Consider the following 24,773-nt stretch of genomic DNA (forward strand, 5'->3'; position numbering starts at 1 on the left):
CATGCGCAAAACACTCCTGGCAGCCGTGACCCTGAGCTGTATCCCTTTCGGTGCGGCGATGGCGGACGACGGGTTCGTCCGGCAGATTCTATCGTCGGGCGCGACCACCGCTTCCACTTACATGACGTTCCGCGACGACAAGCTGGTCGCCGCGGCACGGGAAGACGCCAGCAGCTTCGTGGCCAGTGATGGCGCCATCCGTGGCCCTTATCTCGAAGCGATGCTGGTGAAACTGCGCAGCGAGCAACCGCAACTACAGGCCAGCGACATGCAGCTGGCCAGCGCGATCCTCGCAGCCGAACAACACTAGGTGACGCAACGCCGGCCAGCCGGCCGGTGATGTCGCTCCGCATGCAGCCAAGCGGCAGACCGCGTCGCCATTCGTCCACCCGCAGCATTCGGAGAATCCCATGAAGAAAACCGCATCCGCCGTCTGGCAAGGTGACTTGAAAAGCGGCAAAGGCACCATCAGCACCGAAAGTGGCGCGCTGCAAGACAACCCCTACGGCTTCAACACCCGTTTCGAAGGCGCTCCCGGCACCAACCCGGAAGAATTGATTGGCGCAGCACATGCCGGCTGTTTCTCTATGGCGCTTTCGATGATGCTCGGTCAAGCCGGACTGACTGCCGAGCGCATCAACACCACCGCAGAAGTCAGCCTGGACAAGGACGACAAAGGCTTCTCCATTACCGCAATCGCCCTGACGCTGAAAGCCAAGGTGCCGGGCACCGATAACGAGCAGTTCCAACAGATCGCCAACCAGGCGAAGGAAGGCTGCCCTGTATCGCGCGTGCTCAATGCGCAGATCAGTCTGACCGCGACCTTGGAAAACTAATTCCACGCAAACGAAAACGCCGCCCCATCGGGCGGCGTTTTCGTTCATGCGGTTGGTGGATCAGCCGCGGATGTTGTAGATGTCCTTCTCGTTCAGCTCGGCGTATTCGTACAAGCGATTGAGGTAGGCACTCTGCTGGTCCCAGACTTTGCTGGCGACTGGGTCGGCAGCGGCGGAAGCATCGACCACCTCGGCAGCCACTTCCCTCAGACGAGCCAATACTTCGTCCGGCAGCCGGCGAACTTCAACGCCCTGCGCGCGCAGCTGCTCCATAGCCTCCATGTTCTTCGCGTTGTAGTCGTCGAGCATGTCGCCGTTGACGGCACGGGCCGCGGCACGAACGATGGTCTTGAGATCGTCCGGCAGGGTTTCCCAAGCCTTCAGGTTGACGTCCAGTTCGAAGGTGACGTTCGGCTCCTGCCAGCCTGGCGTGTAGTAGTACTTGGCAGCCTTGTGCAGCCCCAGCGCCAGATCGTTGTACGGGCCAATCCACTCGGTGGCATCGATGGCACCGGTCTGCAGCGCCGTGAAGATTTCACCGGCCGGCATGTTGACCACAGTCCCGCCCATCTTGGTCAGCACTTCGCCGCCCAGGCCGGGGGTACGCATCTTCAGGCCTTTGAAGTCATCAACCGAGTTGATTTCCTTGTTGAACCAGCCCGCGGTCTGCACGCCCGTCGCACCGCAGGCCATGGGCAGTACGCCGAATGGTTTGTAGACCTCTTCCCAGAGCTCCATGCCGCCGCCGCGATGCAGCCAGGCGTTCATTTCCTGAGCATTGGGACCGAATGGCAATGCGCAGAAGAACTGAGCGGCCGGGACCTTGCCTTTCCAGTAATAGGGCGCACCATGACCCATCTCGGCCGTACCACGGGACACCGCATCGAACACTTCAAGTGCCGGGACCAATTCCCCAGCGGCATACACCTTGACCGTGAGCCGGCCATCGCTCATTTCGTTGACCAGCTTGGCGAAGTTTTCTGCGCCAACGCCTACACCCGGGAAGTTTTTCGGCCAGGAGGTGACCATCTTCCAATTGAATTTCTCGGTGCTTGCGGTGCCTTCGGACTTGGCAGCGGTTTCGGCTTCCTTATTGCAACCGGCCAGTGCGGTTGCGGCCAGACCAACGCCAGCGGCGGCCAGAATTTGACGACGTTTCATGAGTCACTCCTTGTTGTTGTAATGCTGAATGTCGGAACCCCGAAATCAGGTAGTTCTAGCTATCATATGGCTATCTCTCACTCAAGCGCCGTGACTACGTACAGGCACTACGTACGTAGTACTGCCGGTTGCGACACGTTCGCACAGCCGCCTAGAATCGCCGGCCGCCTGGCCATAACAATAAAGGATCTGCCATGTCGAAACATGCCCCTCCACTGCTCGGTCTCGCCAGAGTAATCGACGCCGTGAACGCCCGCTTCGGACAGGCCTGCGCCTGGCTGACCCTGTTTCTGGTCATAGGAACCGCCATCGTCGTGGTACTGCGCTACGGATTCGGCATCGGCGCAACTGCGTTGCAGGAAGCCGTCCTCTACGCACACGCGTTGGTATTCATGGGTGCCGCCGCCTGGGTTCTGCAACGCAACGGCCATGTCCGCGTCGACATCTTCTATCAGCGTTTCACCCCACGCTACCAGGCATTGGTCGAAGTGCTCGGCACCCTGCTGTTTCTCTTGCCTGTCTGCCTGTTTCTCGGCTGGGCAAGCTGGGACTATGTCGCCAACTCCTGGGCGACGCTGGAAGGCTCCAGCGAATCGGGCGGTCTCAAGTTCGTTTACCTGCAGAAAAGCATCATCCTCGTCCTGGTGGTTTGTCTCATCCTGCAGGGCGTTTCCGAAATCATCAAAGCCGCCTACACCATGGCCGGCCGCCTGCCAGAGCAGGAGGTGAAGCATGGCTGAGTTGATGGCAATACTGCTGTTCATCAGCATTTGCGCGGCCTTGATGGCCGGCTACCCGGTCGCGTTTACCTTGGGCGGTGTTTCACTCCTGTTCGCCGGGCTCGGCATCGTTACCGGCACCTTCGATGGCGGTTACCTGAGCGCCTTGCCGAATCGTCTGTTCGGCATCATGAACAACCAGACGATGCTCGCGGTGCCGCTATTCGTGTTCATGGGCGTAATGCTGGAAAAGAGCCGGGTTGCCGAAGACCTGCTCGAATCCATGTCGCGCCTGTTCGGCACCCTGCGCGGCGGGCTGGCGATATCCGTCTGTGTGGTGGGCGCGCTGCTCGCGGCCAGCACCGGCATTGTTGGCGCCACCGTGGTGACCATGGGCCTGCTGGCGCTGCCAACCATGCTTCGCCGCGGCTATGATCCGGCGATTTCGACCGGCACCCTCGCCGCCACGGGCACCTTAGGCCAGATCATTCCGCCGTCGATCGTGCTGGTTTTGCTGGGCGATGTCATGTCCAGCGCCTACCAGCAGGCGCAGCTGAAGATGGGCATCTTCTCACCAAAGACCGTTTCGGTCGGGGACCTGTTCGTCGGGGCCTTACTGCCCGGCCTGCTGCTGGTCGGCATGTATATCCTTTACATCATCGGCGTGGCCATCCTCCAGCCGAAGAAACTGCCGGCCCTGCCGCAGGAAGAGCTCGGCCCGATTGAGTGGGGCAAGTTGATCAATGCCCTGGTGCCGCCGCTGCTGCTGATCAGCGCGGTGCTCGGCTCGATCCTCGCTGGCTACGCAACACCAACCGAGGCCGCGGCGCTGGGTGCGCTCGGTGCGATGGTCCTGGCCCTCTACAAGGGCAAACTGAACTTCGGCCAGCTGCGCGAAGTGGCCTATGGCACCACCGAAATCAGCGCCATGGTGTTTCTGATCCTGATTGGCGCTTCGCTGTTCTCACTGGTGTTCCGCGGCTTCGGTGGCGAAGTGCTGATCGAGGATGTATTCGCCCAACTTCCAGGCGGCGTGCTCGGCGCCTTCTTCCTGGTGATGGTGGTGATTTTCCTCCTGGGCTTCATCCTGGACTTCATTGAGATCACCTTTGTGGTCGTCCCGATCGTCGGCCCGGTGTTGCTGGCCATGGGGCTCGATCCGGTGTGGCTCGGCGTAATGATCGCGCTGAACCTGCAGACCTCGTTCCTCACGCCACCTTTCGGCTTCGCGCTGTTCTATCTGCGCGGCGTGACACCGAAATCAGTGCCCACCAGCACGATCTACAAAGGCGTGGTGCCGTTCATCCTGATTCAGCTGCTGCTGTTGGTGATTGCCTACCAGTTCCCTGGGCTGGTCACCTGGCTACCCGAGCAGATTTACGGCAAATAGTCCCCGCAGACGCCCGTTTCGACGGGCGTCTGGCTTTTCGGCAGCCGCTTTCGGCGCGATCATAACCATGAAGCCGCCATCGCCGAGCCCCCATGCCCACCGCCTCATTCAGCTACGCACAACTGGCCGAACGCTTTCAGCAGCTCGACGAGTTTCTGTTGCAGCACCAACCGTTGTGGCGCCCGCGCCCCTTCACGCACATGCGTCTCGGCTGGGAATCCGAACACCCTGAACTGGCCCTTTGGTTGCGCAGCCGCTCGCTGGAAGACGCTGAAGCCGCGCACAACCAGCCCGCACAGCTGCTCGCACCCGCCCCGTTTCCACAGCTGGCTGCGCGGGCCATCGCCCTGAGCTGCATGGACGAGCTGCCCTCCTCACCCACCCAAAACACTGCTGCGCGCCAGCTGGCCGACGTGCCCGGACGCAAGTGGCTGCAGATCCAGGCATTCGACGCGGCCCTGACGTTCAGTGAAGTCCCGCACCACTGGGTCGACTGGTGCGCGGGCAAAGGTCATCTGGGGCGCCAGCTGGTCAGGCGCGGGGGCGAGCTGACGTGCCTTGAGTGGGATCAGGCTTTGGTTACAGCCGGCGCCCACCTCAGTCAGAAGCTTGGCATCGACGCAAACCACCGACAGCAGGACGTGATGGCCGACGACGTGGCTGCACAGCTCAACCCCACCACAACGCCGATAGCGCTGCATGCCTGTGGCGAGCTGCACGTTCATCTGATCAACCTGAGCATCGCGCAACGCTGCCAGCAACTGGCAATCGCACCCTGCTGCTACAACCGGATCCAGACAGATCGTTACCGGCCCTTGTCGACGCTTGGGCGGCAATCAAGCCTTGAGCTCTCCCGAGACGACCTCGGCCTGCCACTCAGCGAAACCGTCACTGCCGGCGCGCGCGAACGCCGTCAGCGCGACCAGTCGATGGCCTGGCGCCTGGGTTTCGACGTGCTCCAACGTGAGCTGCGCGGCAAGAATGATTATTTGCCCACACCCTCGCTTCCCAGTAGCTGGCTGAAAAAGCGCTTCGCACAGTACTGCCGTGACCTGGCGGCGCTAAAGCAACTACCCGAACCGCCGGAGCAGAACTGGGACGCGCTCGAACGGCGCGGCTGGCAGCGCCTGGCCGAAGTACGCAATCTGGAACTGCTGCGCGGTCTGTTCCGACGGCCGCTGGAACTCTGGCTGCTGCTCGACCGCGCGCTGGTACTGGCCGAAAACGGCTATGCGGTACGCCTGGGTACGTTCTGCCCAGCCGAGCTGACACCGCGCAATCTGATGCTGATTGCCGAGCTTGAGGCGCGATTCGCAAGCACTTGAATAAACTCATGCAAACAACTGGCAACAAACAGTTTACTCGCCGCGAGCAATGGCTATAATGGCGCCCATCTTTTAGCCGGTATAGCTCAGCTGGTAGAGCAACTGACTTGTAATCAGTAGGTCCCGAGTTCGACTCTTGGTGCCGGCACCATACGAAACAACAGAAAAGGCTCACCGGATGGTGGGCCTTTTTTGTTTTTGTTCTGCGCTCACTATGCCGGAAACACGTCGGTGACGCAGCGCCGCCTTGTAAGAGGCCCAGATACCTCGTTGCGATGAATCGGGCTGGAGAATCCAGCCCTGCGGCCGACATAGCGGCGTATGACGTTAGCTTGTCCTGGCGTTTTGATGTCTCCCTTATGGTTTCGCTTGATGTTTCTCACACCTTTACGCAGCTTGCGAGCGCGCTTCGCCATCGTCGTCGCCCTGGTCGTCTTCGTACTCAGTTGCATTTTCGGCACCGCCATCGGTGAGTCTTCCATTTCGCGATTGAAGGAATGGACGGGACAACAGCTCGGAGAAGCGGCTTTCTCGATGGTTGATCGCCTTGACCGCGACATGAGCGGCCGCTCCAAAGAGCTGACCGTACTCAGTGAGCTCCAAGCGCTTCGCAACCCAGAAAATGTCGGTGAAGCCCGCACGCTTCTCAATCATCTGAGCGATCACTTTCCCAGCTACTCCTGGATCGGCCTCACAAACGCCAACGGCAAGGTGGTCGCCTCCACCGATAGCCTGTTGGAGGGCGTGGACATCTCGGCCAGACCCGTATTCCTCAACGGGGTGGAAAACACCTTTATCGGTGACGTACACGAGGCGGTGTTACTGGCCAAACTGCTGCCGAACCCGTCGGGCGAGGCGATGAAGTTTGTCGACATCAGCATGCCCGTGCGCGATGACTCGGGGGCACTGGCAGGGGTGCTGGCCACCCATCTTTCCTGGGAGTGGGCAGATGAGGTGGGCAGATCATTATTTGAACCACTGCAAAAGCGTTTGCCAGGGTTGGAGTTTCTTGTCGTCAGCAAAGACAGGACGGTGCTGCTCGGCCCGAGGGAAATGATCGGTAAGCCTATCGGAATCAAGCTCGAGGACCGTCCCGTGCAGAATTGGTCCGTGGTGCATTGGCCAGACGGCACAGAATATCTGACGGGATTTGCCGAAAGCGTCGGCTTCGAGAACTACCCCGGATTGGGTTGGACCGTCATTGCTCGCCAGCCCGCAAAGATCGCGTTTGCCGAAGCACGCCAGTTACGCGATGAGATTTTCATCTGGGGGGCCATGCTGTCCTTGGCCTTCGCCGTCATCGGCTGGTTTGTCGCGGGAATGATTACACAGCCGCTACGAGAGATCGTTGACGCAGCGGCCCGCATTTCGGAAGGGGCCGCAGTTCGGATTCCGCTACTGAAAAGCACGCAGGAAGTCGAAGCCCTCAGCGTTGCGATACGGCATCTGGTGGACAGCCTGACCCGAAAAAGAAGTCAGCTGGCGTTGGTCGAAGGGATTGCCTATCGCGATACCGTGACCGGACTGCCGAACCGGGCAGCGCTGCAGAAATACGTAGAAGCTGTACGGACCGAAGAAGAACAGCAATCGAGCTTCGGCGTTCTGTGCCTGGACCTCGATGGCTTCAAGCCGGTCAATGACCTCTTTGGCCATGCCGTAGGCGATGCGCTCCTGCATGAGGTCGGGCTGCGGCTTTCGGCTTCGATCCGCGACGGAGACATCGCAGTGCGGCACGGTGGAGATGAGTTCGTCCTGCTTCTGCGCCTGCGCAAAGGCGAATCCGTGCGCAATGTGCAGCGCGCGGCCGATCGCATGATCGCCAGGCTTGCCGAGCCGGTATCGCTGGCGGGCGAATCTATCAACATCGGTTGCAGTGTCGGCGGCGCGCTCTGGTCAGGTGGTGACTTTGCCGACGCACTTCGGTCAGCTGACGAAGCGCTATACCGCGCCAAAGGCGCCGGTAAAGGACGAGCGAGCTTTAGCGTTGCCAACAAGGGTGAGGCTAAGGCGCCGGCGCCGCAGGCAGTCTGATAAACCTAGGCGTGAGGGCAGCTGCCATGTTCAGCCGCTTGGCAGCGGTTGGCGGGAAACCAGGGCTGATAGCAATAGCCAGCTCGGTAACGCCGATCGATATTCAACGTCCCGCGCTCGACCTCAGTTGAGGCCGAGCCGGTAATATCGGTTTAGAAGCTAAACAAAAGCTCAGGCGGTGGGTTTGTCCTTCGCCTCGTCTTCTTTCTGCTTTGTGCGGCCTGTTAGGAGAGTACTGGGGCTCGAGTAATCGGTGGTCCTGGCCGCCCTGTCTCGATCAGCGTTCCGGTAATCGAGCAAGGCGCCCGTACCCAGTACACCGAGGCTGAGGAGTGCACACAACGCTATCTGAAAGGCGTTCATTTCGAAAACTCGAGGAATGGTGGAGAAGGTGCGCCAATACCTGCCGCCCCACTATGCAATACCTGCTCCGTCCGGCAATCCATTAGATCTAGGTCGCGTAGCGATTGAACTGTGTATGGTTTTGAGGGCTTAACGCCACTGCCGCTTCTTCGCGTCGGCGCGAACACGTATCGCCACAACAGCCCGACCAAATGACTTGATACAAATCGGGCCGAGTGCTCGGGCCTCGCCAGGATGGTTTGTGGCTATGATTTTGCTCCCCATCCAATTCCGGAGTGGGTTCTGATCGCAACCTTCTGCTTGAGAGTCTTGATGGAATCGCTTATTCAGCTTTTTTCCGAACCTACCACCTGGGTGGCTCTGGCCACGTTGATTGCCATGGAGGTGGTACTAGGTATCGATAACCTAATCTTCATCTCCATCCTGACCAACAAGCTTCCCGAGCATCAGCGCGAGCGTGCCAGACGCATCGGTATCGGCTTGGCGTTGGTGCTGCGGCTGGGCCTGCTAGGTACCGTAGCCTGGATTGTTCAGTTGACCGAGCCGGTAATCGAACTGTTCGGAAACGCCTTGTCCTGGAAGGACATGATTCTGATTGCGGGTGGTTTGTTTCTGTTGTGGAAGGCCACGAAAGAAATTCACCACACCATGGACCCAACCCCTGGCGGCGATATGTTTGAGGGCAAGCCGCTCGAGAACGCGGTCACGATGGGTTTCAGTGCAGCCATCGCGCAGATACTGCTACTTGATCTCGTGTTCTCCATCGACAGCATCATTACTGCGGTTGGTATGACCGAACATGTCTCGATCATGGTGATCGCTGTCGTCGTCGCAGTGACCGTGATGCTCGTTGCCGCTAATCCGTTGGCCAAGTTCATCAACGATAACCCTACGGTTGTGATGCTCGCCCTGGGCTTTCTGATCATGATCGGCATGACGCTCATTGCCGAAGGCTTCGGCGCGCATGTACCGAAGGGCTATGTGTATGCAGCGATGGCATTCTCGGCCGGTATAGAGGTGCTGAACATACTGTCTCGACGCGCCAAGCGAAAGCTGCCTGAGTCGGCTCGTTAATACCATTCTGTCGATGCCCGGCCTAGCCGGGCGTACTAGGGCTGCGCAACAGGAGCGAGGTGAGTTCGGATGCCCAGCGCCAGCGGTCTGCACACAGCAACCGGCCATGCAATTTAGCGGCACGTCTCTCGCACCGGTAAGGCAGAAACAAAAAAGCCCCGCATCAAACGATGCGGGGCTCTTCTGTTTGGGCTGAGTCCTGTCCCTTCGGCCGCTCCGAGCAGCGATTCCTTGCGTCAGTCCTGACGCTTCGCGAGATCCTTCGCGGCAGCCATGCACCAGCTGAAAGTCACTTCACTGGTCGCCGAGCTAGGCGTTCCATGGCACATCGAAATGGGTCAGGGAGCGGCTAACAGCGGCAGCAGGGTTAAGAGGGGCAGTGATGGCAAAAGTTCCACTTTTAGAATGAAAAGGCCATCAGATTAATCACAGCGAGGCGAATCGGTGCCTTCGATTGGCCATCAGTCCCTACTGGCTGTGTTCGCAGGCAGGTTTTCGCCTAGTCATCTCACCTGTAATCAGCCCGACATTTGCCGGCACCCGATTCGCTCTAAAGGCCCTTGGCCAGCCTTTCAGCGGATTGCACCGCGATCCATTTCCAAATGTCTGCGTCCGGAACATGCCAGACAAAACGCGGTCTGCTGTGCGTCGCCACTCCAGCGCAACTGAAGGCAATGCTTGCCACCACGGAGCCAGCCTTGAGGAGCCGAGCCACTCGATGAGCGCTATCACCACCCTCTTCCACAAACTCAAGCTGTACCTGTTCAATGCTTCATGGATGATGGCGGAGCGGCTGCTGAACATCGGCGTGGGCTTTCTCATGGCGATCGTGCTGGCCCGCTATCTGGGACCGGAACAGTTCGGGATTCTCGCTTACGCCATTTCCATGACTGCGATCTTCGCCTCGGCCGGTCACATGGGACTGGCAGGCCTGGTGGTGCGCGAGGTGGTGAAGCAGCCGGACAAGGTTCCGGAGACGCTGGGCACCACCTTCATGCTTAAGCTGACCGGCATGACCCTCGGTTTCATTCTGGTCTTCGTTTACGCGTGGGTGTTCGAAGAAGTTGGCGGCACCGAGTTCTGGATGCTGCTGATCGTCGCCTCGGCGATCTTCTTCCAGACGTTTGACGTGGTGGAATACTGGTTCCAGTCTCAGGTGCAGGCCCGCTATCCGGCCATCGCCAAGTCCAGTGCGATCCTGCTCTCCGCCGGCCTCAAGCTGTTGATGGTCGTCAGCGGCGCCGGCGTCATAGCCTTCGCCTTCGCGCATACCGCGCAGTTCATCATCGCCGCGGTGATCCTCGCACTGCTCTACAAAGGCACCACCACGGTCTCGCTGATGAGCTGGAAGGCCAGCTTCGCCAAGGCCAAAGAGCTGCTCAGCCAGGGCTGGATTCTCTACGTCGGTTCGATCTTCGCAGTGATCTACATGAAGATCGATCAGGTCATGCTCAAGTGGATGGTGGGTGCCGAGGAGGTGGGCGTTTATGCCGTGGCCGCACAGCTCTCCGAGGCCTGGTACTTCCTGCCGATCGCCATCGTCGCGTCGTTCTTCCCCAAGCTGATCAAGCTGCATGCGGCCGACCTGGCGCTGTTCAACAAGCGCTTCCAGCAGCTCTTCGACGTCCTGTTCATTCTCGCCATTGCCGTAGCGGTGCTGGTGTCGCTCGTCGCCGAACCTCTGATCGCCCTGCTGTTCGGCGACGAGTACCAGAACTCCGCATCGATCCTCACCATCCATATCTGGGCCGGCGTGTTCATCTTCATGCGAGCGGCGTTCAGCCGTTGGATCTTGATCGAGGGCGCACTGATGTTTTCGCTGATCACCCAGGGCCTCGGCGCGCTGGCCAATGTCGGCCTCAACCTGCTGCTGATTCCTCGGTACGGCGGTGAAGGCGCCGCCATGGCCACGCTCATTTCTTATGCGGTTGCTTCATACGCTGCACTGCTGGTGCACAAGAAGACCCGCCCGGTGTTCTACATGATGACCAAGTCGATGTTCAGCCCGGTCCGTTACGCATTCAACGCCGTAGGAGCCACCCGATGAGCCTCATGTCGCTCGCCAGAGCCTTGCCTGATCCTGTGAAGAACGCCATCAAAGCGACCCGGGACAACACTGGCCTGGCCCTGGTCCGCCTGTTTTCCTCCAGCGGCTTCTTGTCTTCTGCCTATTACTGCCTGATCAGTCGTGAATTCGACCGTGAACACCGTGCGGTGCTGCTGGGCCGGCTGCATTTCGCTCAGCGGATGCGCGGCAAGGGCGAGAACGATGCCTTCCTGCGGCGCAACGTGCATCGCCTGGAGAAGGGCCTGATCATGCGTCCACGGCGCAGCACCTTTGCCGAGGACTACATCGGCCCGACGGTTCGTTGCTATGCCGATGCGACCCGGGCCGGCGTGATCAACGGCCAACAGCGCTGGGCCAACGATGTACTTACTGACTATTTCTCAGCCGTTGGCAGCACGCCGCGCATCGACTCGGCCAAGCGCGCCTTCACCAGCACCGAGAACCCCAACGAAACCAACCGCTGCGTGCCCTACCCCCACAGCCAACTGCCGGACTGCCCGGTCAGCTATGACGAGCTGATGGTGCTGTTCCGCCGTCGCCGCTCGGTTCGCTGGTATCAGGACAAGCCGGTCAGCAATGAGCTGATCGAACAGGCGGTAAGCGCCGCGGCTCTGGCGCCGTCGGCCTGCAACCGCCAGCCGTTTCGCTTCTATGTCAGCAACGGCAAGGAAAAGGCCGCCGAGGTCGCAAAGTGCGCCGGCGGCACGGCGGGTTTCCACGACAATTTGCCCTGCGTGATTGCTGTAGTCGGCGACCTGGGCTGCTATCCAGAGGCACGCGACCGCCACGTGGTCTATATCGACGGCTCGCTGGCCGCCATGCAGCTGATGCTGGCACTGGAAAGCCTGGGCTTGTCGAGCTGCTCGATCAACTGGCCTGACGTCGAAGAAAGAGAACGTCAACTGGCGAAAATACTGGGTCTGGCCTACCAGGAACGCACTGTGATGCTCCTTGCGGTGGGCTATGCCGATCCAACGGGAGGGATTCCTTATTCGGACAAGAAGACCGCAGACGACTTGATTGTATTCAACTGAGGTAAGCGATGATTATCGAGATCAGAAAGGCAGGCTTCGTCAATAAAGGCGCTGAGCTGATGTTGCACGCGGCATTGCAGAAACTGAGGACCCGGTATCCGGACGCTACCTTCGTCATGGCCCCGACCCCGAAAAAAGCCGAGCAGCCGTTTCGCAAGCTGGTCCAGCTGGGTTTCTATCCCAAGGCCTGGCTGTGGCGCTACGGCATCCAGTGGGGCACGCTGGCCAACTTCGCGCCACGTCCGCTGCGCGAGATGTACGGCGTGGTGCTGGATAAGGAAGTCGATGTGGTCATCGATGCGGCGGGCTTCGCCTACAGCGATCAGTGGGGCGAAGACCCCTGTGCGGAGCTGGCACAGTCGACCAAGCGCTGGCACAAGAACGGCACCCGGGTGATCCTGATGCCGCAAGCGCTTGGGCCGTTCAAATCGGAGAAAAACCGGGCGGCAATGAAAACGGTGGTCGATAACGTCGATCTGATTTTCCCGCGCGAGCGGGTGTCCTACGAGCATCTCACCGAGCTGGTGGGTGAGCAGGCGAAGATCAAGCAATCACCGGACTTCACCAACCTCATCACCGGTGTGCTGCCGCAGGGCTTCGATACCGAGCAGAACCGTTTCTGCATCGTCCCCAACTGCCGAATGCTGGACAAGACCGACCAGAAGACGCGCGATGCCTACCTGCCGTTCCTGATCAGCTGCACACGCTACCTGTTGGAAAAGGGCGCCAAGCCTTTCGTGCTGGTGCATGAAGGCAAGGACGATCAGCGCCTGGCTGACGAACTGTCTGCGGCGGTAGGCGGCATTCCGATCGTCAAGGAAAGCGGTGCACTGGAAATCAAAGGCATCCTCGGCGCCTGCAGCGGCACCCTGGGCAGTCGTTTCCACGGGTTGGTCAGCGCGCTATCCCAAGGCGTGCCAGCCTTGGCCACGGGCTGGAGCCACAAGTACCAGATGCTGTTTGAAGACTACGGCTTCCCCGAAGGGCTGGTTCAGGTCACCACTGACGAGGCGGAAATCAAGCGCAAGATCGACTTGGTGACGGATGATGCCGCGCGGATCCAGGCGTTGATCCAGACCCGTACCGCTCAGCTCAAGCAACAATCCGAGCAGATGTGGCAGCAGGTCTTCGCCGTGATTGACCAGTGTCAGCGTACACACCAGGCGCAGCACCACACCGCTGGCGCGGCCTGAGTGACCACCGTGGCGCCGCGAAATGGCGTCACGGTCTACTGTTTTTTGCTGGCAAAGCGCTGACGAATCAGCCGATACAGGTAATAGAGCACCATCAGCACCACGATCGCGGTGGAAACCGGGTTGAGGTACTCCGAGACTTTCTGGTACTGCGACTCCAGCAGGTAACCGGCCAGCGCCAGCAAGGCCGTCCAGATCAGCGAGCCCAGCGTCGAATAGACCAGAAATTTGGTCATCGACATTCCGGCGATACCCGCGGGCACCGAAATCAGCGTGCGGACCGCCGGAATCAGGCGGCCAAAGAACACTGCGCCCTTGCCGTGGCGATCGAACCAGTCGCTGGCCTTGTCGACGTCCTCCGGCGACAGGGTCAACCAGTGCCCCCAGCGCTCGGCGAAATGCTTCATGCGCTTCTGACCGAGTTTGGCGCCGGCGTAGTACCAGGGCAGCGCACCGACTACTGAGCCAGCAGTGCCGACCAGAATCACCGCGATGAAGTTGAGATCACCCCGCGCCGCGACGAAGCCGGCCAGCGGCATGATCAGCTCCGACGGGATGGGCGGGAAGATGTTCTCCAGCAACATCAGCAGGAAAACCCCGACGTAGCCCAATGCCGAAACGATTTCCACGATTTTGTCGAACATCGGTTACCTCTGCTTTTGCGGTAAAGGGGTCTGCGCGGACGGCTCGGTCAGGGTTGGGGCGGGCTTATCGAGCGCCCCGGCCACCTTTGTCGGCAACGACGCGTAGTAATCGGCCAGTGCCTGCATCTGCTCCGGCGTGAGCCGCTGCGCGGCGCTGTGCATGATATGGGCGTACTCCGTACCGCCACGCTTACCCGCCGTGAACAGCTCCAGCTGCAAGTTCAGGTAGCGAGCGTACTGCCCGGCGATGTTTGGATACATCGGATTGCGAGGACCGTCCTTGGGACCGTGGCAGTGGACGCAGGACGGGATGCCGCGTTCACGCACACCGCGCTCCGCCAGCGACAGGCCCTGGGCCAGGATGTCCGGCGTCGGCTCTGGAGCGTCTGTGCGACTGACTGGCGGCAGATCGGCGTAATGCTGCGCCAGTGCTTCGAGCACCGCCGGCTCCAGACCTGCGGCGATCGGCTGCATGACGCCGCTATACCGCTCGCCCCTTGCGTACGCCTGCAGCGCACCGAGCAAATATGCCTCGCTCTGCCCGGCCAATCGGGGGAACGCGCCCTCGCCCCGGCCGCCGCCGTCTTCGGCATGGCAACGGTTGCAGTTGGCCAACACCGGACCGAGCGGATCCTTCAACGGCCGCAGATGATCGGGCGTGACGGGTTTGACCGTCTCTTCACTGCGCCAGCCCAGCGCAAGCTGCGTATAGCGCTCGGGCGACATGCTCGGCATCGCCTGGAGGAACGCCACCACGGCCCAGACCTCATCGTTCCTCTTCTGCGCGGGCCAGGCCGGCATGGCGGTGAATTTCACACCATTCTTCACAATCCAGAACAACTCCTGCGGCTCCCAGTGCTCGATCCGCGGCGGCAAGTAAGGCGGCTCGGGCGTCATCTGCTGGGCGATCAGCGAGCGTTCCTGCCCTGGGCCGCCATGGCAGGCCAGGCAGCCCGTGTGATAGTGGCCAGCCCCCTTGAGCACCAACGCCGGATCGTCCAGCGGCGGCACCTTGATGCCCATCGACTGCGTGCTCACTGCACGCCGCATGGCGTAATGCAGCATCCAGCCGGTCGCCTTCCAGTGACCCGAGCTGGCACTGATCGAGACCAGTCCCAGCGAAACCAGCACGAACGCGCCCGTCCCCGCCAACGCTGCCATCAACGCGATGGCCGCCACAACGCGCTTCCACGAGCCACCGGTCAGCCAGCAGAGCCAGCGCCGCAGCGGCGCCGAGCATCGCCGGACCATGCGTTTAGCTGACTGAAAAGGCATTGCGCTTGTCCTGTAAAAGCCCAAAAAGCAGATACAACCCGCCGATGAGATAGGCGCTGCCGCCGAAAGCCAACATGATCACGCCGCCCATCTGTTGATCCTCGAGCGGGCTCATGCCTGAGAGTGCCGAGCCGGTGTGCTCGAACAGCGGTCGGCTCGACATCGCCAGCAGCACGCCGAGTAGCGTCATGTGCATCGAGGTCAGCAGCAGGCCGGCAATGCCGGCCAGCGCGCGCTGATGACGCACGCCGCCGAATGCCGCGAGCCAGACCAACAGCCCAACGAACAGATAGCTGGCCTGTTCCAACAACTCCGCCGATTGCGAGGTGCGCGCCGCATGGTGCAGCGCCGGCATGTGCCAGGCCCAGACCACGAACAACTCGATCACCGAAGCCAGGATCGGCGAGAACAGAAACGGGATGCGATTGGAGAAATCAAACCGGCCGCCAGCAAGGCCGATCGCCAGTAACGGCGCCGCCACCGCCACCACCATCACGTGCATCAGCATATGGCCGACGAACAGCCGATCGGCCATGTCTGGCAAGGGCCCGAGCCAGACCGCGCCCAGCGTGGTCTGGCCGAGCATCAGCGATAGGGGGCGCCAGATCATGCGCAACTCCTGATGAACAACACGCACAGCGCCACGAAGATCGTCGCAACGAAGCTCAGGCCGCTCAACAGCAGCGTCGAGAAGCCAAGGAAGCGATGGCGATCGCCGGGGGTGTCGAAATCATGCGGCGCCGTTGCATGCCCAAAGGAGTGGTGACGCCAGCCTTTCCAGCCGGTCAATCCAATGCCGACCAGCGCGATCAGTGTCAGCACGCCGATGGCGATGCGAATGTCGCCCAGCTCGCCGCTGCGGCCCGCCACCTTCGCGCACCACACGGACACAGCCAGATAGGACAGCAGAAAATGCGCCGCCCAGATGGTCGGGCTGAAGGTGATCAGCCAGAGGGTGTCGCGCTCTTGCGGCGGTGCTTCAGGGGCTTGCTGATCGCCATTCCGTTGCTGTTCGCTCAGGTTTTCACTCATAGCACCTCCGGAAAGCCGGCGATGACCGCGACGGTCACGCCGACGGTGATGAGCATGAAATGCCAGTACAACGCGATATTGCGGATATCGATGTCATGCACCGCCGTCATCCGGCCGGCCGCACGTCGCGCCAAGCAATAGAGCTGCATGATCAGGCCGATGGACAGGTGTATCAGGCACCAGAGCACCAGCACCCACACCGTGGCGGGATAGACATTGCTGGTCGGATCGAGGCCACTGAAATGCGGCCCGGCCCACATGGAGTAGGCCCCCGCCAGGGTGCAGATCGCCGCCAGCCCCAGCGAGCCGTAGAAGCCCGCCGCCTGATCGCGAAAGTTGCAGTGCCGCGCCAGCAGCGTCAGCGCCCAGGACGCTGCGATCAACCCCAGCCCCAATACCGGCCAGAACACGCCGGGGCCGGCGGCATCGGCGGGCGGGAAATTCTCGTGCACGGTCCAGAAGAAGAAGTAGCCGAATACCAGACTGCCAAAAGCGCTCATGTCGCCGATCATGGTGATAAAGGTCGCCCACCAGCCCACCGACTTGGCACCCGAGGCATAAAGCGGCACCGTCACGTCCAGGCCGATATCCTTTTTTGGCTTTTCCGGGATCACCGCCGTTCCGGTCCACAGCCAGATGAGGATGGTGATCAGCGCGAGGCCGGCACTTACCAGCGCTGCGACGTACCAGCTGTAGGTCGCGAAGATGAACAGCCCACCGGTGAAGATGGCCGCCCACATGCTCAAGAAGGTGGGGCCCGGCACGCGCAGGCACTGGATCGGCTCGGCATCAATGATGCTGCTGATCAGGGTCTCGCGTTTGCCCTCCTCGGCGTCGGGCAGGTAGAAGCGACCAGCATCCACGTCCCGCATCAGGTCTGGCTGATCCCACAGTGGGTAGCGGCTCTTGATGATCGGAATCGAACGCGCGCCCCAGGCCCTGCCGGGCATTTCGGCCAGCCATTCAAGGGTCCCGGCGTTCCACGGATTGCGCTTGCTGTAGGGCTGTTTGCCCTTGGGCCGCAACACATCCCAGACCAGCACCGCGACGCCGGCGGCGAGGATGAAAGCGCCCACCGTGGACACCATATTCAGCACGTCAAAGCCCATACCCGGCGCATAGGTGTAGACACGCCGCGGCATCCCGAGCAGACCGGTGAAGTGCATGGGCAGAAAGGCGATGTTGAAGCCGATGAACATCAGCCAGAAGGCGATCCGCCCGAGCCGGTCGGACAGCGTCTTGCTCATCGCCAGCGGGAAGAAGTAGTAGAGGCCGGCGATGACCGGGAACAGCATGCCGCCGATCAGCACGTAGTGCAGGTGCGCGACGATGAAATAGGTGTCGTGCGCTTGGAAATCGAACGGCGCCAGCGCCACCATCACGCCGGTCAGCCCGCCCAGCACGAAGATCGCCAGCGCACCGGCGACGAACAGCATCGGCACCGATTTGACGAAGCGTCCCGCCAATGCTGTCGCGAGGAAGCAAAAGATCTGCACCCCGGTGGGGATCGCCACCGCTTCGGACGCCGCCGAGAAGAAGGCCAGCGAGATGCCCGGCATCCCGGTGGTGAACATGTGGTGGACCCACAGCCCGAAACTGATGAAGCCGGTGCCGACCGCGGCCAGCACGATGAAGCTGTAGCCAACGATGGGCCGCCCGGCTGCGGTGGGCACGATGGTCGCCACCAGCGCCACGGCGGGCAGGAAGATGATGTAAACCTCGGGGTGGCCGAAGATCCAGAACAGGTGCTGCCAGAGCAGCGGGTCGCCGCCACGGCTGGCATCGAAGAACGGCCAATCGAATGCGCGCTCCAGCTCGAACAACAGGTCGCCCGCGATCAGCGGTGGAAACGCGAACAGGATCATTCCGGCAACCACCAGGATGTACCAGGAATACAGCGGGATCAGGTTGATGCGCATACCCGGCGGCCGTGTTTTCAGCACGCCGACGATCAGCTCCACCGCCGCCGCGATCGAGGACACTTCGATGAATGACAGCCCGAGCAGCCAGATATCCGCGCCGAGGCCGTCCTGATAGGTGGTGGTGAGCGGCGGGTACATGAACCAGCCACCCTGGGGCGCGACGCCGAAAAAGATCGAGCCACAAACGAACACGCCACCAATGATGAAACACCAGAAGCCATAGGCCGACAGACGCGGGAACGGCAAGTCTCGTGCGCCGAGCATCTGCGGCAGGATCAGGATGGAGAAGGCTTCGAAGATCGGCACGCCGAAGAGAAACATCATCACCGAGCCGTGCAGCGTGAACACCTGGTTGTAGGTTTCGGCCGACAGGAAATCGTTATTCGGCACCGCCAGCTGAGCGCGAATCAGCATCGCCAGCACGCCGGCAAAGAGGAAGAACAGGAACGACACGCCGGTGTACCAGAGGCCCACCTCGGTGTTGTTTACCGCAGACCAGTAACGCCAGCCGGTGGGTGTCTTCCAGGCTGCGGCCAGGCGTTCGGCCTGCCCTTTGGCGCGGGCTTCGTCCTGCGGGTCGCGGTATGCAATCGGCTCGCTCATTCAAGGCCCTTCAGGTAATGCGCCATGGCGCTCAGCTGTGCCTCAGGCAGCATGCCGAAGGCGGGCATTTTCACGTCTGGCTTGATCGCGCTGCTGTGGCCGATCCAGCGCCGGAAGGCGTCGACATCGGCCGGCAGCGTGCCGGCTGCCAGGGTCAGGCGGCTGCCAACGTGGGTCAGGTCGGGCCCGACCGTACCGTCGGCGGCCGTGCCGCGCACCTGATGACAGGCACCGCAGCCATTGGCGAGAAAGGCCTGCTGGCCCACCTGCTGCAGTTCCGTTTCCGGTTGCTGCGCGGGCTCTGCCTGTTCGGCTAGCCATTGATCGAAGGCCTCACGGGTCATCACTACTACGGCGAAATTCATCAGCGCGTGGGAGGTGCCGCAGTATTCGGCGCAGGCGCCACGGAAGGTGCCGGTCTCGGTGGGCTCCAGCACCAGCTCGTTGACCCGACCGGGAATCATGTCGACTTTGCCGCCCAGCGATGGGATCCAGAACGAGTGGATCACGTCCGGGCTGGTCAGGCTGAAGGCCACCCGCTCACCCACCGGCAGCCTTATTTCGTTCGCCAGTTCGACGGCCTCCCCCGCATCGGTCCGGTAGCGCACCCGCCACCACCACTGCTCACCCGACACATCGACACGCAGGGCGACATTTTCGGCGGAGCGCAGCTGTGGCATCAGCATCAGCCCGTAGATCAGCAGGCCGGTCAAAACCACGACGGGGAAAATGATCCCGCCACCGATGATCAGCCAACGGGCACTGCGGATACCGTGAGCTTCCGGGTGTGCCTGGGTGGCATACAGGGCGATGCCCATCACCACCAGCCAGATGACCAGCGCACCGCCCGCCATCCACCAGAACAATGTGGCGATGCTCTGTGCGCCGGCACCAGCGGGGTTCAGCGCCGACTGCTGCCCGTCGCACCCCACCAGCACCGCACTCAGCAGCAACAGGCAGACGCCATGCGGCTGCAAGCGTGCTGTGGTGAGGTCGTTTGTTAGGGTCAGCCGCATGGTCCGCCTCGCTGTGGGTCACGTTTTGTGACACTCCGCAGGCGGGAAAAGTTGGATAACCGGTCGAATTCGTAAGCGGTGGACCCTTAGGTCGTTGCGCTTGTCCTAAAAAACAAGGAAATCGACTTTGGAGAACGCATGGCCACCGACAGACGACACCGACGCTACCTTTTGACCTTGGTCGGCCTGTTCCTGTTGATCTGGGGTGCGCTGGCGATCGATCCGTTCAACCGCCATGACTGGCTGTTGGAGAACCTCTTGGTGGTGGGGTTGGCAGCGGCCTTGTTGCTGGGGCACAAGCACTACCTGCCCTCCCGCAGCGCCGCGACACTGATCTTCCTTTATCTCTGCATCCATCAGCTTGGCGCTCATTACACCTACGCCAACGTGCCTTACAACGATTGGTGGCAGGCGCTGACCGGCGAAGGCTTGAATGAACAGCTGGGTTGGGAGCGCAATCAGTTCGACCGCCTGGCGCACTTCAGCTATGGGCTGCTGCTGGCCTATCCGATGCGTGAGGTGCTGGTGCGCATGGGCCTGCGCCCTGGATTCTGGAGCCTGGTATTGCCGATAGACATCGTGCTGTCGACCTCGGCGATCTACGAGCTGATCGAATGGGCAGGCGCGGAAGTGCTAGACGGCGGCCTGGGGCGCACCTTTCTCGCCACTCAGAATGATCGCTGGGACCCACAGAAGGACATCGCCCTGGCAGCCGGCGGCGCGCTGATCGCCATGATCCTTACCGGAATCGTCAGCCGAACACGGCGCCGGCATGGCGACTCGGCCGGATGACGACTGTCACCGATCTCACGGACGGGCGGTGTCTCCCAGCCGCTCGGGCAACTCGGATGGCTCGGGATCTGTGGTCACGCCGATCCGGCGCAGGTACCACTGATGAGCCACGTATGCGCAACCCCAGCCAAGCAGAACGCCAAGGGTATTGGCGAGCATGTCGCCCAGCGACGCCTGTCGATTGGGCAGCAGGCTCTGCCCGACTTCGATCAGCGTGGCCGCCGCCAGGCTTGCCGCCACGGCCCAGAACACGCTCCACTGCGGAAAGGCCAGGCGCAGCGAGAACATCAGCGCGGCGAAGCCAAGCATGTGATGCAGCTTGTCCTGCTGGTCGAACACCTGGGGAACCGGTTCCGGCCGCAATCCGCTGAAGAGGATGACCGCTAGCACCGCGAGGAACGGCAGGACGCGCAAGTAATTCATAGGCAATCGGTAGCTCTTGCTGAGATCGGAAAGGTGAAGTTGGCAGGGCCCGAATCGCGGGCGTGATGAAGACGTCAACAAAGGCGGCGTAAGATAGCAGCCCCTCGACGCAGCGCGTACCGAGCATGGTCGTCGGCGTGCACGCTATGGAGGTCGGAAGCGGTCGATAGTTCGTGCCGGCCTGTAACAAATTGCGCCGCTATTGACCAACTGCCCATATTCGAAGCCTCAGAGACCTAAACGTAACCTCGTGATCGAGGTCCGAACTGTTAGGATCTGGGCAATGCTACGGGTAACGGCGTATGCCGCCCCGCTACCAGCACTACGGGATACCACTTTGACGCACCCCACTTCGCTGCCAGGCAGTCTGCAGCGGCAGCCGACACAGGACGCCCACGCCACACTCACCATTGGCGGCGACTGGACCCTGCAGCACTACGCGACGCTGCGGCGGGAGATAGAGCGCACGCGCCGCCAGGTCACGGACACCGATCGGGTCGAACTCGACTCGCTTGGCGAGCTGGATACCGCGGGCGCCGGGCTACTGATCGAACTGATCGGCCCCGCACGGGTGGCCCGCCTGAGCGACTGGGCGCCGCAGCTGCCAGCGGAACGCCAAGCCTTGTTGAAAACCGTCGCCGCCGCGCTGGACCAGCCAGAAGCCGAGCAGGCGCCGGCCACCAATGGCTTTGCCGATGTGCTGGCCCATGTTGGACGTACCGTGTCGGGTGTCTGGAATCAGCAGCGCACTCTGCTCGGCTTCATTGGCCTGACCCTACAGACCCTGTTCACCGTGCTCCCCAACCCGCGGCGCTGGCGGGTCACAGCGTTGGTGGCGCACATCGAGCAAACCGGGCTGGACGCGATCCCCATCGTCGCCCTGCTGACCTTTCTGGTCGGTGCGGTGGTGGCTTTTCTAGGCGCCACGGTGCTGGCCGATTTCGGCGCGACCATCTACACGGTCAACCTTGTTGCCTTCTCGTTTCTGCGTGAATTTGGCGTGTTGCTGGCGGCGATCCTGCTAGCCGGGCGCACCGCGAGCGCTTTTGCCGCACAGATCGGGGCGATGAAATCCAACGAGGAAATCGACGCCATCCGCACCCTTGGCTTGAGCCCCATCGAGCTGCTGGTACTGCCACGGGTGCTGGCGATGCTCATCACGCTGCCGATCCTGACCTTTATCGGCATTCTCAGCGGCATCGTCGGCGGGCTGGTGGTCTGCTCCTTGGCGCTGGACATTTCGCCCGCCATGTTCTTCACCATCTTGCAGCGCGACATCCCGCTCAACCACTTTCTGGTCGGCATGGCCAAGGCGCCAGTGTTCGCCTTCCTGATCGCAGTGATCGGCTGTCTCGAGGGCTTCAAGGCCAGCGGCAGCGCGCAGTCGGTGGGCGAACACACCACCTCCAGCGTGGTGCAATCGATCTTCATGGTGATCCTGCTCGATGCGGTCGCCGCCCTGTTCTTCATGGAGATGGGCTGGTGAGAACAGACGAACCCGTGATCCAGGTCCAGGGCCTGGTCAATCGCTTCGGCAAACAGGCGGTGCACGTCAATCTCGATCTGGATATCCGTCGCGGCGAAATCCTTGGCGTGGTCGGCGGTTCCGGCACTGGCAAGTCGGTGCTGCTGCGCAGCATCGTCGGCCTGCGCCGGCCCAATGCCGGTAGCGTGAAGGTGTTCGGTGAGAACCTGCTGAAGCTCTCGACCCAGCGCCGCTCGGAAGTCGAGCGGCGCTTCGGCGTGCTGTTCCAGCGCGGCGCCCTGTTCACCTCGCTCAACCTCCAGGAAAACGTTGCCTTGCCGCTGATCGAGCACATCGGCCTCAAGCGCGCCGATGCCGAACATCTGGCACGACAGAAGCTGGCGCTGGCTGGTCTGCCGCCGGAAGCCGCCTGCAAGTATCCCGACGAGTTGTCCGGCGGTATGGTCAAGCGCGCCGCCCTGGCTCGCGCGCTGGCGCTGGATCCGGAGGTGCTGTTTCTCGATGAACCCACCGCAGGCCTCGACCCGATCGGCGCAGCGGCCTTCGACCAGTTGATCCTGACCCTGCGCGATGCGCTGGGCTTCAGCGTATTTCTGGTCACCCACGACTTAGACACGCTGTACACCATCTGCGACCGCATTGCCGTGCTGGCGCAAAAACGCGTACTGGTGGTCGACACGCTGGAAAAGGTCGCCGCCACTGACGACGAATGGATTCGCGAATATTTTCACGGCCCTCGTGGCCGCGCCGCGCACGAAGCCGCGCAACGGTTGGAGAAACCATAATGGAAACTCGCGCCCATCATGTATTGATCGGACTGTTTACCGTGGCAGCCGTCGGCTGCGCCCTGCTCTTCGCCCTGTGGTTGGGCAAATCCAGCATGGACCGGGAATACAGCTATTACGTTATCGGCTTCAGCCAGGCCGTCAGCGGACTGTCGAGTGGCAGCTCGGTGGAATACAGCGGCATCAAGGTCGGCGATGTCACCGAGCTGTGGCTGCAGCCAGACGACCCGCGCAAGGTTCGAGCGCGGATCCGCGTTTACGCCGGCACCCCCATCAAAACCGATACCCAGGCGCGCCTGGCGCTGGCCAATATCACCGGCAGCATGGTCATCCAGCTGCACGGCGGCACCCCGGATGCCCCGCGGCTCGAAGGCGACCGCGAAGACCCACCGCTAATCATCGCCGACCCGTCCTCACTCAGCGCACTGCTGGAAAACGGCGAAGACCTGATGAGCAACATCAACAACCTGCTGCTCAGCGCCAACCAGATCTTCTCCGAGGAGAACACCACGCGCCTGAGCCGCACGCTGGAACACCTGGAACAGGCCACCAGTGTGCTCTCGGAGCAACGCGGCGATCTGGCCCAGACGCTCCAGCAATTCAACCAACTGAGCCAACAGGCCAATACCGTGATGGGTGAGCTGTCGAGCCTGACACGCAACGCCAACGACCTGCTCGATGATCAGGGCCGCAGCGTGCTGGACAGCGCAGCGCAGTCAATGAGCGCGCTGGACCGCACCACCGCGCGCCTGGATACCTTGCTCGAAGAAAATCAGGGCGCGCTGAACAATGGCATGCAGGGCTTCAACGAACTCGGCCCGGCGATCAACGAATTGCGCAGCACCCTCGGTGCGCTGCGCCGGGTCACCCAGCGCCTGGAAGACAACCCGAGTGGTTTCCTCCTCGGCCGCGACAAACTGCAGGAGTTCAACCCATGAGCCTTCGCCAATCCCTGTCCCGCTTTGCGCTGCTCGGGCTGCTCTCGGCCCTCGCCGCCTGTTCGGTTCTGCCGGAGTCCGAGACCCTGCGGATCTTTTTGCTGCCGACCACACCGACGCCGCAGCAAGCCAGCGAGCCGACCATCCAGCAGGCGCTGCGCATCAACACACCGCAGGCCAGCCGCGTTCTCTCCGGCCAGCGCATCGCCGTCGTGCCGCAGGGCAACGAAATCAGTGCCTACGGCGGCGCACGCTGGAGCGACGCTGCGCCGGTGCTGCTGCGCGACCGCTTGATCGAAGCCTTCCAGCGCGACGGGCGCATGCCTTCAGTAAGCAATGAAGACGTCAATCTCTATGCAGACCTCAGCCTGCACAGCGATCTGCGCGCCTTCCAGACTGTCTACATCGATGGCAAGCCGGTGGTGGTGATTACCCTCGATGCGCGGCTGGTCAATCGCAACGACCAGCGCACCCTGGCCAACCGCCGCTTCGAAGTCCGTCAGCCAAGCGCCGACCCCAGCGTGGAAAGTGTGGTCGAGGCCTTCGGCCAGGCCAGCGACAGGCTCAGTGCCGATATTCTCGAATGGACGCTGAGCCATGCCCGACAACTGCCCTGAGCAACTGCCGTACGGTAGGCGTTAATCGCCTCGGAATTGATCCAGA

Annotated in this window: 23 protein-coding genes and 1 tRNA gene; 16 read left to right on the plus strand and 8 right to left on the minus strand. The window is 61.6% G+C overall.

What is annotated here, in order from left to right; translation table 11 throughout:
• The first annotated feature begins 1 nt into the window (after position 1).
• Both ACIGHL_RS18140 and ACIGHL_RS18145 read left to right on the plus strand, forming a co-directional pair.
• Entirely contained in the window at positions 2 to 310 is a 309-nt protein-coding gene (locus ACIGHL_RS18140) for a DUF2388 domain-containing protein (RefSeq protein WP_128119859.1), read from the plus strand.
• A 100-nt stretch (positions 311 to 410) separates the two neighbouring features.
• Positions 411 to 836: an OsmC family protein gene (locus ACIGHL_RS18145; protein ID WP_128119860.1), complete on the plus strand. Its 426-nt coding sequence runs from the start codon at positions 411 to 413 to the stop codon at positions 834 to 836.
• A gap of 60 nt (positions 837 to 896) precedes the next feature.
• Here ACIGHL_RS18145 and ACIGHL_RS18150 read toward each other — a convergent pair whose 3' ends face one another.
• On the minus strand, positions 897 to 1,997 hold the full coding sequence (locus tag ACIGHL_RS18150; protein WP_128119861.1) for a TRAP transporter substrate-binding protein: 1,101 nt from the start codon (positions 1,995 to 1,997) through the stop codon (positions 897 to 899).
• A 194-nt stretch (positions 1,998 to 2,191) separates the two neighbouring features.
• Between ACIGHL_RS18150 and ACIGHL_RS18155 the strand changes: the two genes are divergently transcribed.
• From ACIGHL_RS18155 to ACIGHL_RS18195, 9 genes are all read left to right on the plus strand, one after another.
• Positions 2,192 to 2,737, plus strand: a complete 546-nt coding sequence (locus tag ACIGHL_RS18155; RefSeq protein WP_045423313.1) for a TRAP transporter small permease subunit — start codon at positions 2,192 to 2,194, stop codon at positions 2,735 to 2,737.
• Positions 2,730 to 4,106, plus strand: a complete 1,377-nt coding sequence (locus tag ACIGHL_RS18160; RefSeq protein WP_128119862.1) for a TRAP transporter large permease — start codon at positions 2,730 to 2,732, stop codon at positions 4,104 to 4,106. The genes ACIGHL_RS18155 and ACIGHL_RS18160 overlap by 8 nt, the downstream gene beginning before the upstream one ends.
• 92 nt (positions 4,107 to 4,198) lie before the next feature.
• Complete coding sequence (locus ACIGHL_RS18165) at positions 4,199 to 5,431, plus strand: methyltransferase (RefSeq protein ID WP_128119863.1); 1,233 nt, start codon at positions 4,199 to 4,201, stop codon at positions 5,429 to 5,431.
• A gap of 75 nt (positions 5,432 to 5,506) precedes the next feature.
• Positions 5,507 to 5,582, plus strand: a tRNA-Thr gene (locus tag ACIGHL_RS18170).
• Positions 5,583 to 5,779: 197 nt separating this feature from the next.
• The gene (locus ACIGHL_RS18175; RefSeq protein ID WP_241509087.1) at positions 5,780 to 7,462 is read left to right on the plus strand and encodes a diguanylate cyclase domain-containing protein; all 1,683 of its coding nucleotides are present in this window, start codon (positions 5,780 to 5,782) and stop codon (positions 7,460 to 7,462) included.
• 675 nt (positions 7,463 to 8,137) lie between these two features.
• Positions 8,138 to 8,899: a TerC family protein gene (locus ACIGHL_RS18180; RefSeq protein ID WP_128119864.1), complete on the plus strand. Its 762-nt coding sequence runs from the start codon at positions 8,138 to 8,140 to the stop codon at positions 8,897 to 8,899.
• 718 nt (positions 8,900 to 9,617) lie between these two features.
• A complete protein-coding gene (locus ACIGHL_RS18185) occupies positions 9,618 to 10,946 on the plus strand; it encodes a flippase (RefSeq protein WP_128119865.1) in 1,329 nt (442 codons plus the stop codon).
• Positions 10,943 to 12,001: a nitroreductase family protein gene (locus tag ACIGHL_RS18190; protein ID WP_128119866.1), complete on the plus strand. Its 1,059-nt coding sequence runs from the start codon at positions 10,943 to 10,945 to the stop codon at positions 11,999 to 12,001. Before ACIGHL_RS18185 ends, ACIGHL_RS18190 begins: the two co-directional genes overlap by 4 nt.
• 8 nt (positions 12,002 to 12,009) lie before the next feature.
• Positions 12,010 to 13,194 (plus strand): polysaccharide pyruvyl transferase family protein, encoded by a 1,185-nt coding sequence (locus ACIGHL_RS18195; RefSeq protein ID WP_128119867.1) that lies wholly within the window; start codon positions 12,010 to 12,012, stop codon positions 13,192 to 13,194.
• Positions 13,195 to 13,229: 35 nt separating this feature from the next.
• Here the strand turns inward: ACIGHL_RS18195 and ACIGHL_RS18200 are convergent, their stop codons facing one another.
• The 6 genes from ACIGHL_RS18200 to coxB are packed head-to-tail and all read right to left on the minus strand — an operon-like array spanning position 13,230 to position 19,686.
• On the minus strand, positions 13,230 to 13,838 hold the full coding sequence (locus ACIGHL_RS18200; RefSeq protein WP_128119868.1) for a DedA family protein: 609 nt from the start codon (positions 13,836 to 13,838) through the stop codon (positions 13,230 to 13,232).
• Between the two features lie 3 nt (positions 13,839 to 13,841).
• On the minus strand, positions 13,842 to 15,113 hold the full coding sequence (locus ACIGHL_RS18205) for a c-type cytochrome (protein ID WP_206606862.1): 1,272 nt from the start codon (positions 15,111 to 15,113) through the stop codon (positions 13,842 to 13,844).
• The gene (locus tag ACIGHL_RS18210) at positions 15,094 to 15,723 is read right to left on the minus strand and encodes a cytochrome c oxidase assembly protein (RefSeq protein ID WP_216707036.1); all 630 of its coding nucleotides are present in this window, start codon (positions 15,721 to 15,723) and stop codon (positions 15,094 to 15,096) included. Before ACIGHL_RS18210 ends, ACIGHL_RS18205 begins: the two co-directional genes overlap by 20 nt.
• Entirely contained in the window at positions 15,720 to 16,145 is a 426-nt protein-coding gene (locus ACIGHL_RS18215; RefSeq protein ID WP_128119869.1) for a hypothetical protein, read from the minus strand. The genes ACIGHL_RS18210 and ACIGHL_RS18215 overlap by 4 nt, the downstream gene beginning before the upstream one ends.
• The gene (gene ctaD / locus ACIGHL_RS18220; protein ID WP_128119870.1) at positions 16,142 to 18,670 is read right to left on the minus strand and encodes a cytochrome c oxidase subunit I; all 2,529 of its coding nucleotides are present in this window, start codon (positions 18,668 to 18,670) and stop codon (positions 16,142 to 16,144) included. The genes ACIGHL_RS18215 and ctaD overlap by 4 nt, the downstream gene beginning before the upstream one ends.
• On the minus strand, positions 18,667 to 19,686 hold the full coding sequence (gene coxB / locus ACIGHL_RS18225) for a cytochrome c oxidase subunit II (RefSeq protein ID WP_128119970.1): 1,020 nt from the start codon (positions 19,684 to 19,686) through the stop codon (positions 18,667 to 18,669). The genes ctaD and coxB overlap by 4 nt, the downstream gene beginning before the upstream one ends.
• 138 nt (positions 19,687 to 19,824) lie before the next feature.
• Here coxB and ACIGHL_RS18230 point away from each other — a divergent pair, with 138 nt between their 5' ends.
• Positions 19,825 to 20,478: a DUF2238 domain-containing protein gene (locus ACIGHL_RS18230; protein ID WP_128119871.1), complete on the plus strand. Its 654-nt coding sequence runs from the start codon at positions 19,825 to 19,827 to the stop codon at positions 20,476 to 20,478.
• A gap of 15 nt (positions 20,479 to 20,493) precedes the next feature.
• On the opposite strand, the gene ACIGHL_RS18235 is transcribed toward ACIGHL_RS18230, so the two are convergent.
• Positions 20,494 to 20,901, minus strand: coding sequence for a VanZ family protein (locus tag ACIGHL_RS18235; protein WP_128119872.1), 408 nt, complete (start codon positions 20,899 to 20,901; stop codon positions 20,494 to 20,496).
• Between the two features lie 283 nt (positions 20,902 to 21,184).
• Between ACIGHL_RS18235 and ACIGHL_RS18240 the strand changes: the two genes are divergently transcribed.
• Genes ACIGHL_RS18240 through ACIGHL_RS18255 form a run of 4 tightly spaced genes read left to right on the plus strand, consistent with a single transcriptional unit; the run spans position 21,185 to position 24,727 of the window.
• Positions 21,185 to 22,387, plus strand: coding sequence for an MlaE family ABC transporter permease (locus tag ACIGHL_RS18240; RefSeq protein ID WP_446697683.1), 1,203 nt, complete (start codon positions 21,185 to 21,187; stop codon positions 22,385 to 22,387).
• Positions 22,384 to 23,172 carry an ABC transporter ATP-binding protein gene (locus ACIGHL_RS18245; protein WP_045423267.1) on the plus strand — a complete coding sequence of 263 codons (789 nt, stop codon included), beginning with the start codon at positions 22,384 to 22,386 and terminating at the stop codon, positions 23,170 to 23,172. Before ACIGHL_RS18240 ends, ACIGHL_RS18245 begins: the two co-directional genes overlap by 4 nt.
• Positions 23,172 to 24,110: an MlaD family protein gene (locus ACIGHL_RS18250; protein ID WP_128119873.1), complete on the plus strand. Its 939-nt coding sequence runs from the start codon at positions 23,172 to 23,174 to the stop codon at positions 24,108 to 24,110. The genes ACIGHL_RS18245 and ACIGHL_RS18250 overlap by 1 nt, the downstream gene beginning before the upstream one ends.
• Entirely contained in the window at positions 24,107 to 24,727 is a 621-nt protein-coding gene (locus tag ACIGHL_RS18255; RefSeq protein WP_128119874.1) for an ABC-type transport auxiliary lipoprotein family protein, read from the plus strand. Before ACIGHL_RS18250 ends, ACIGHL_RS18255 begins: the two co-directional genes overlap by 4 nt.
• The last annotated feature ends 46 nt before the right edge of the window (positions 24,728 to 24,773 follow it).

It is taken from the genome of Pseudomonas sp. NPDC077451 (genome assembly GCF_044543345.1).
Lineage (GTDB): Bacteria > Pseudomonadota > Gammaproteobacteria > Pseudomonadales > Pseudomonadaceae > Stutzerimonas.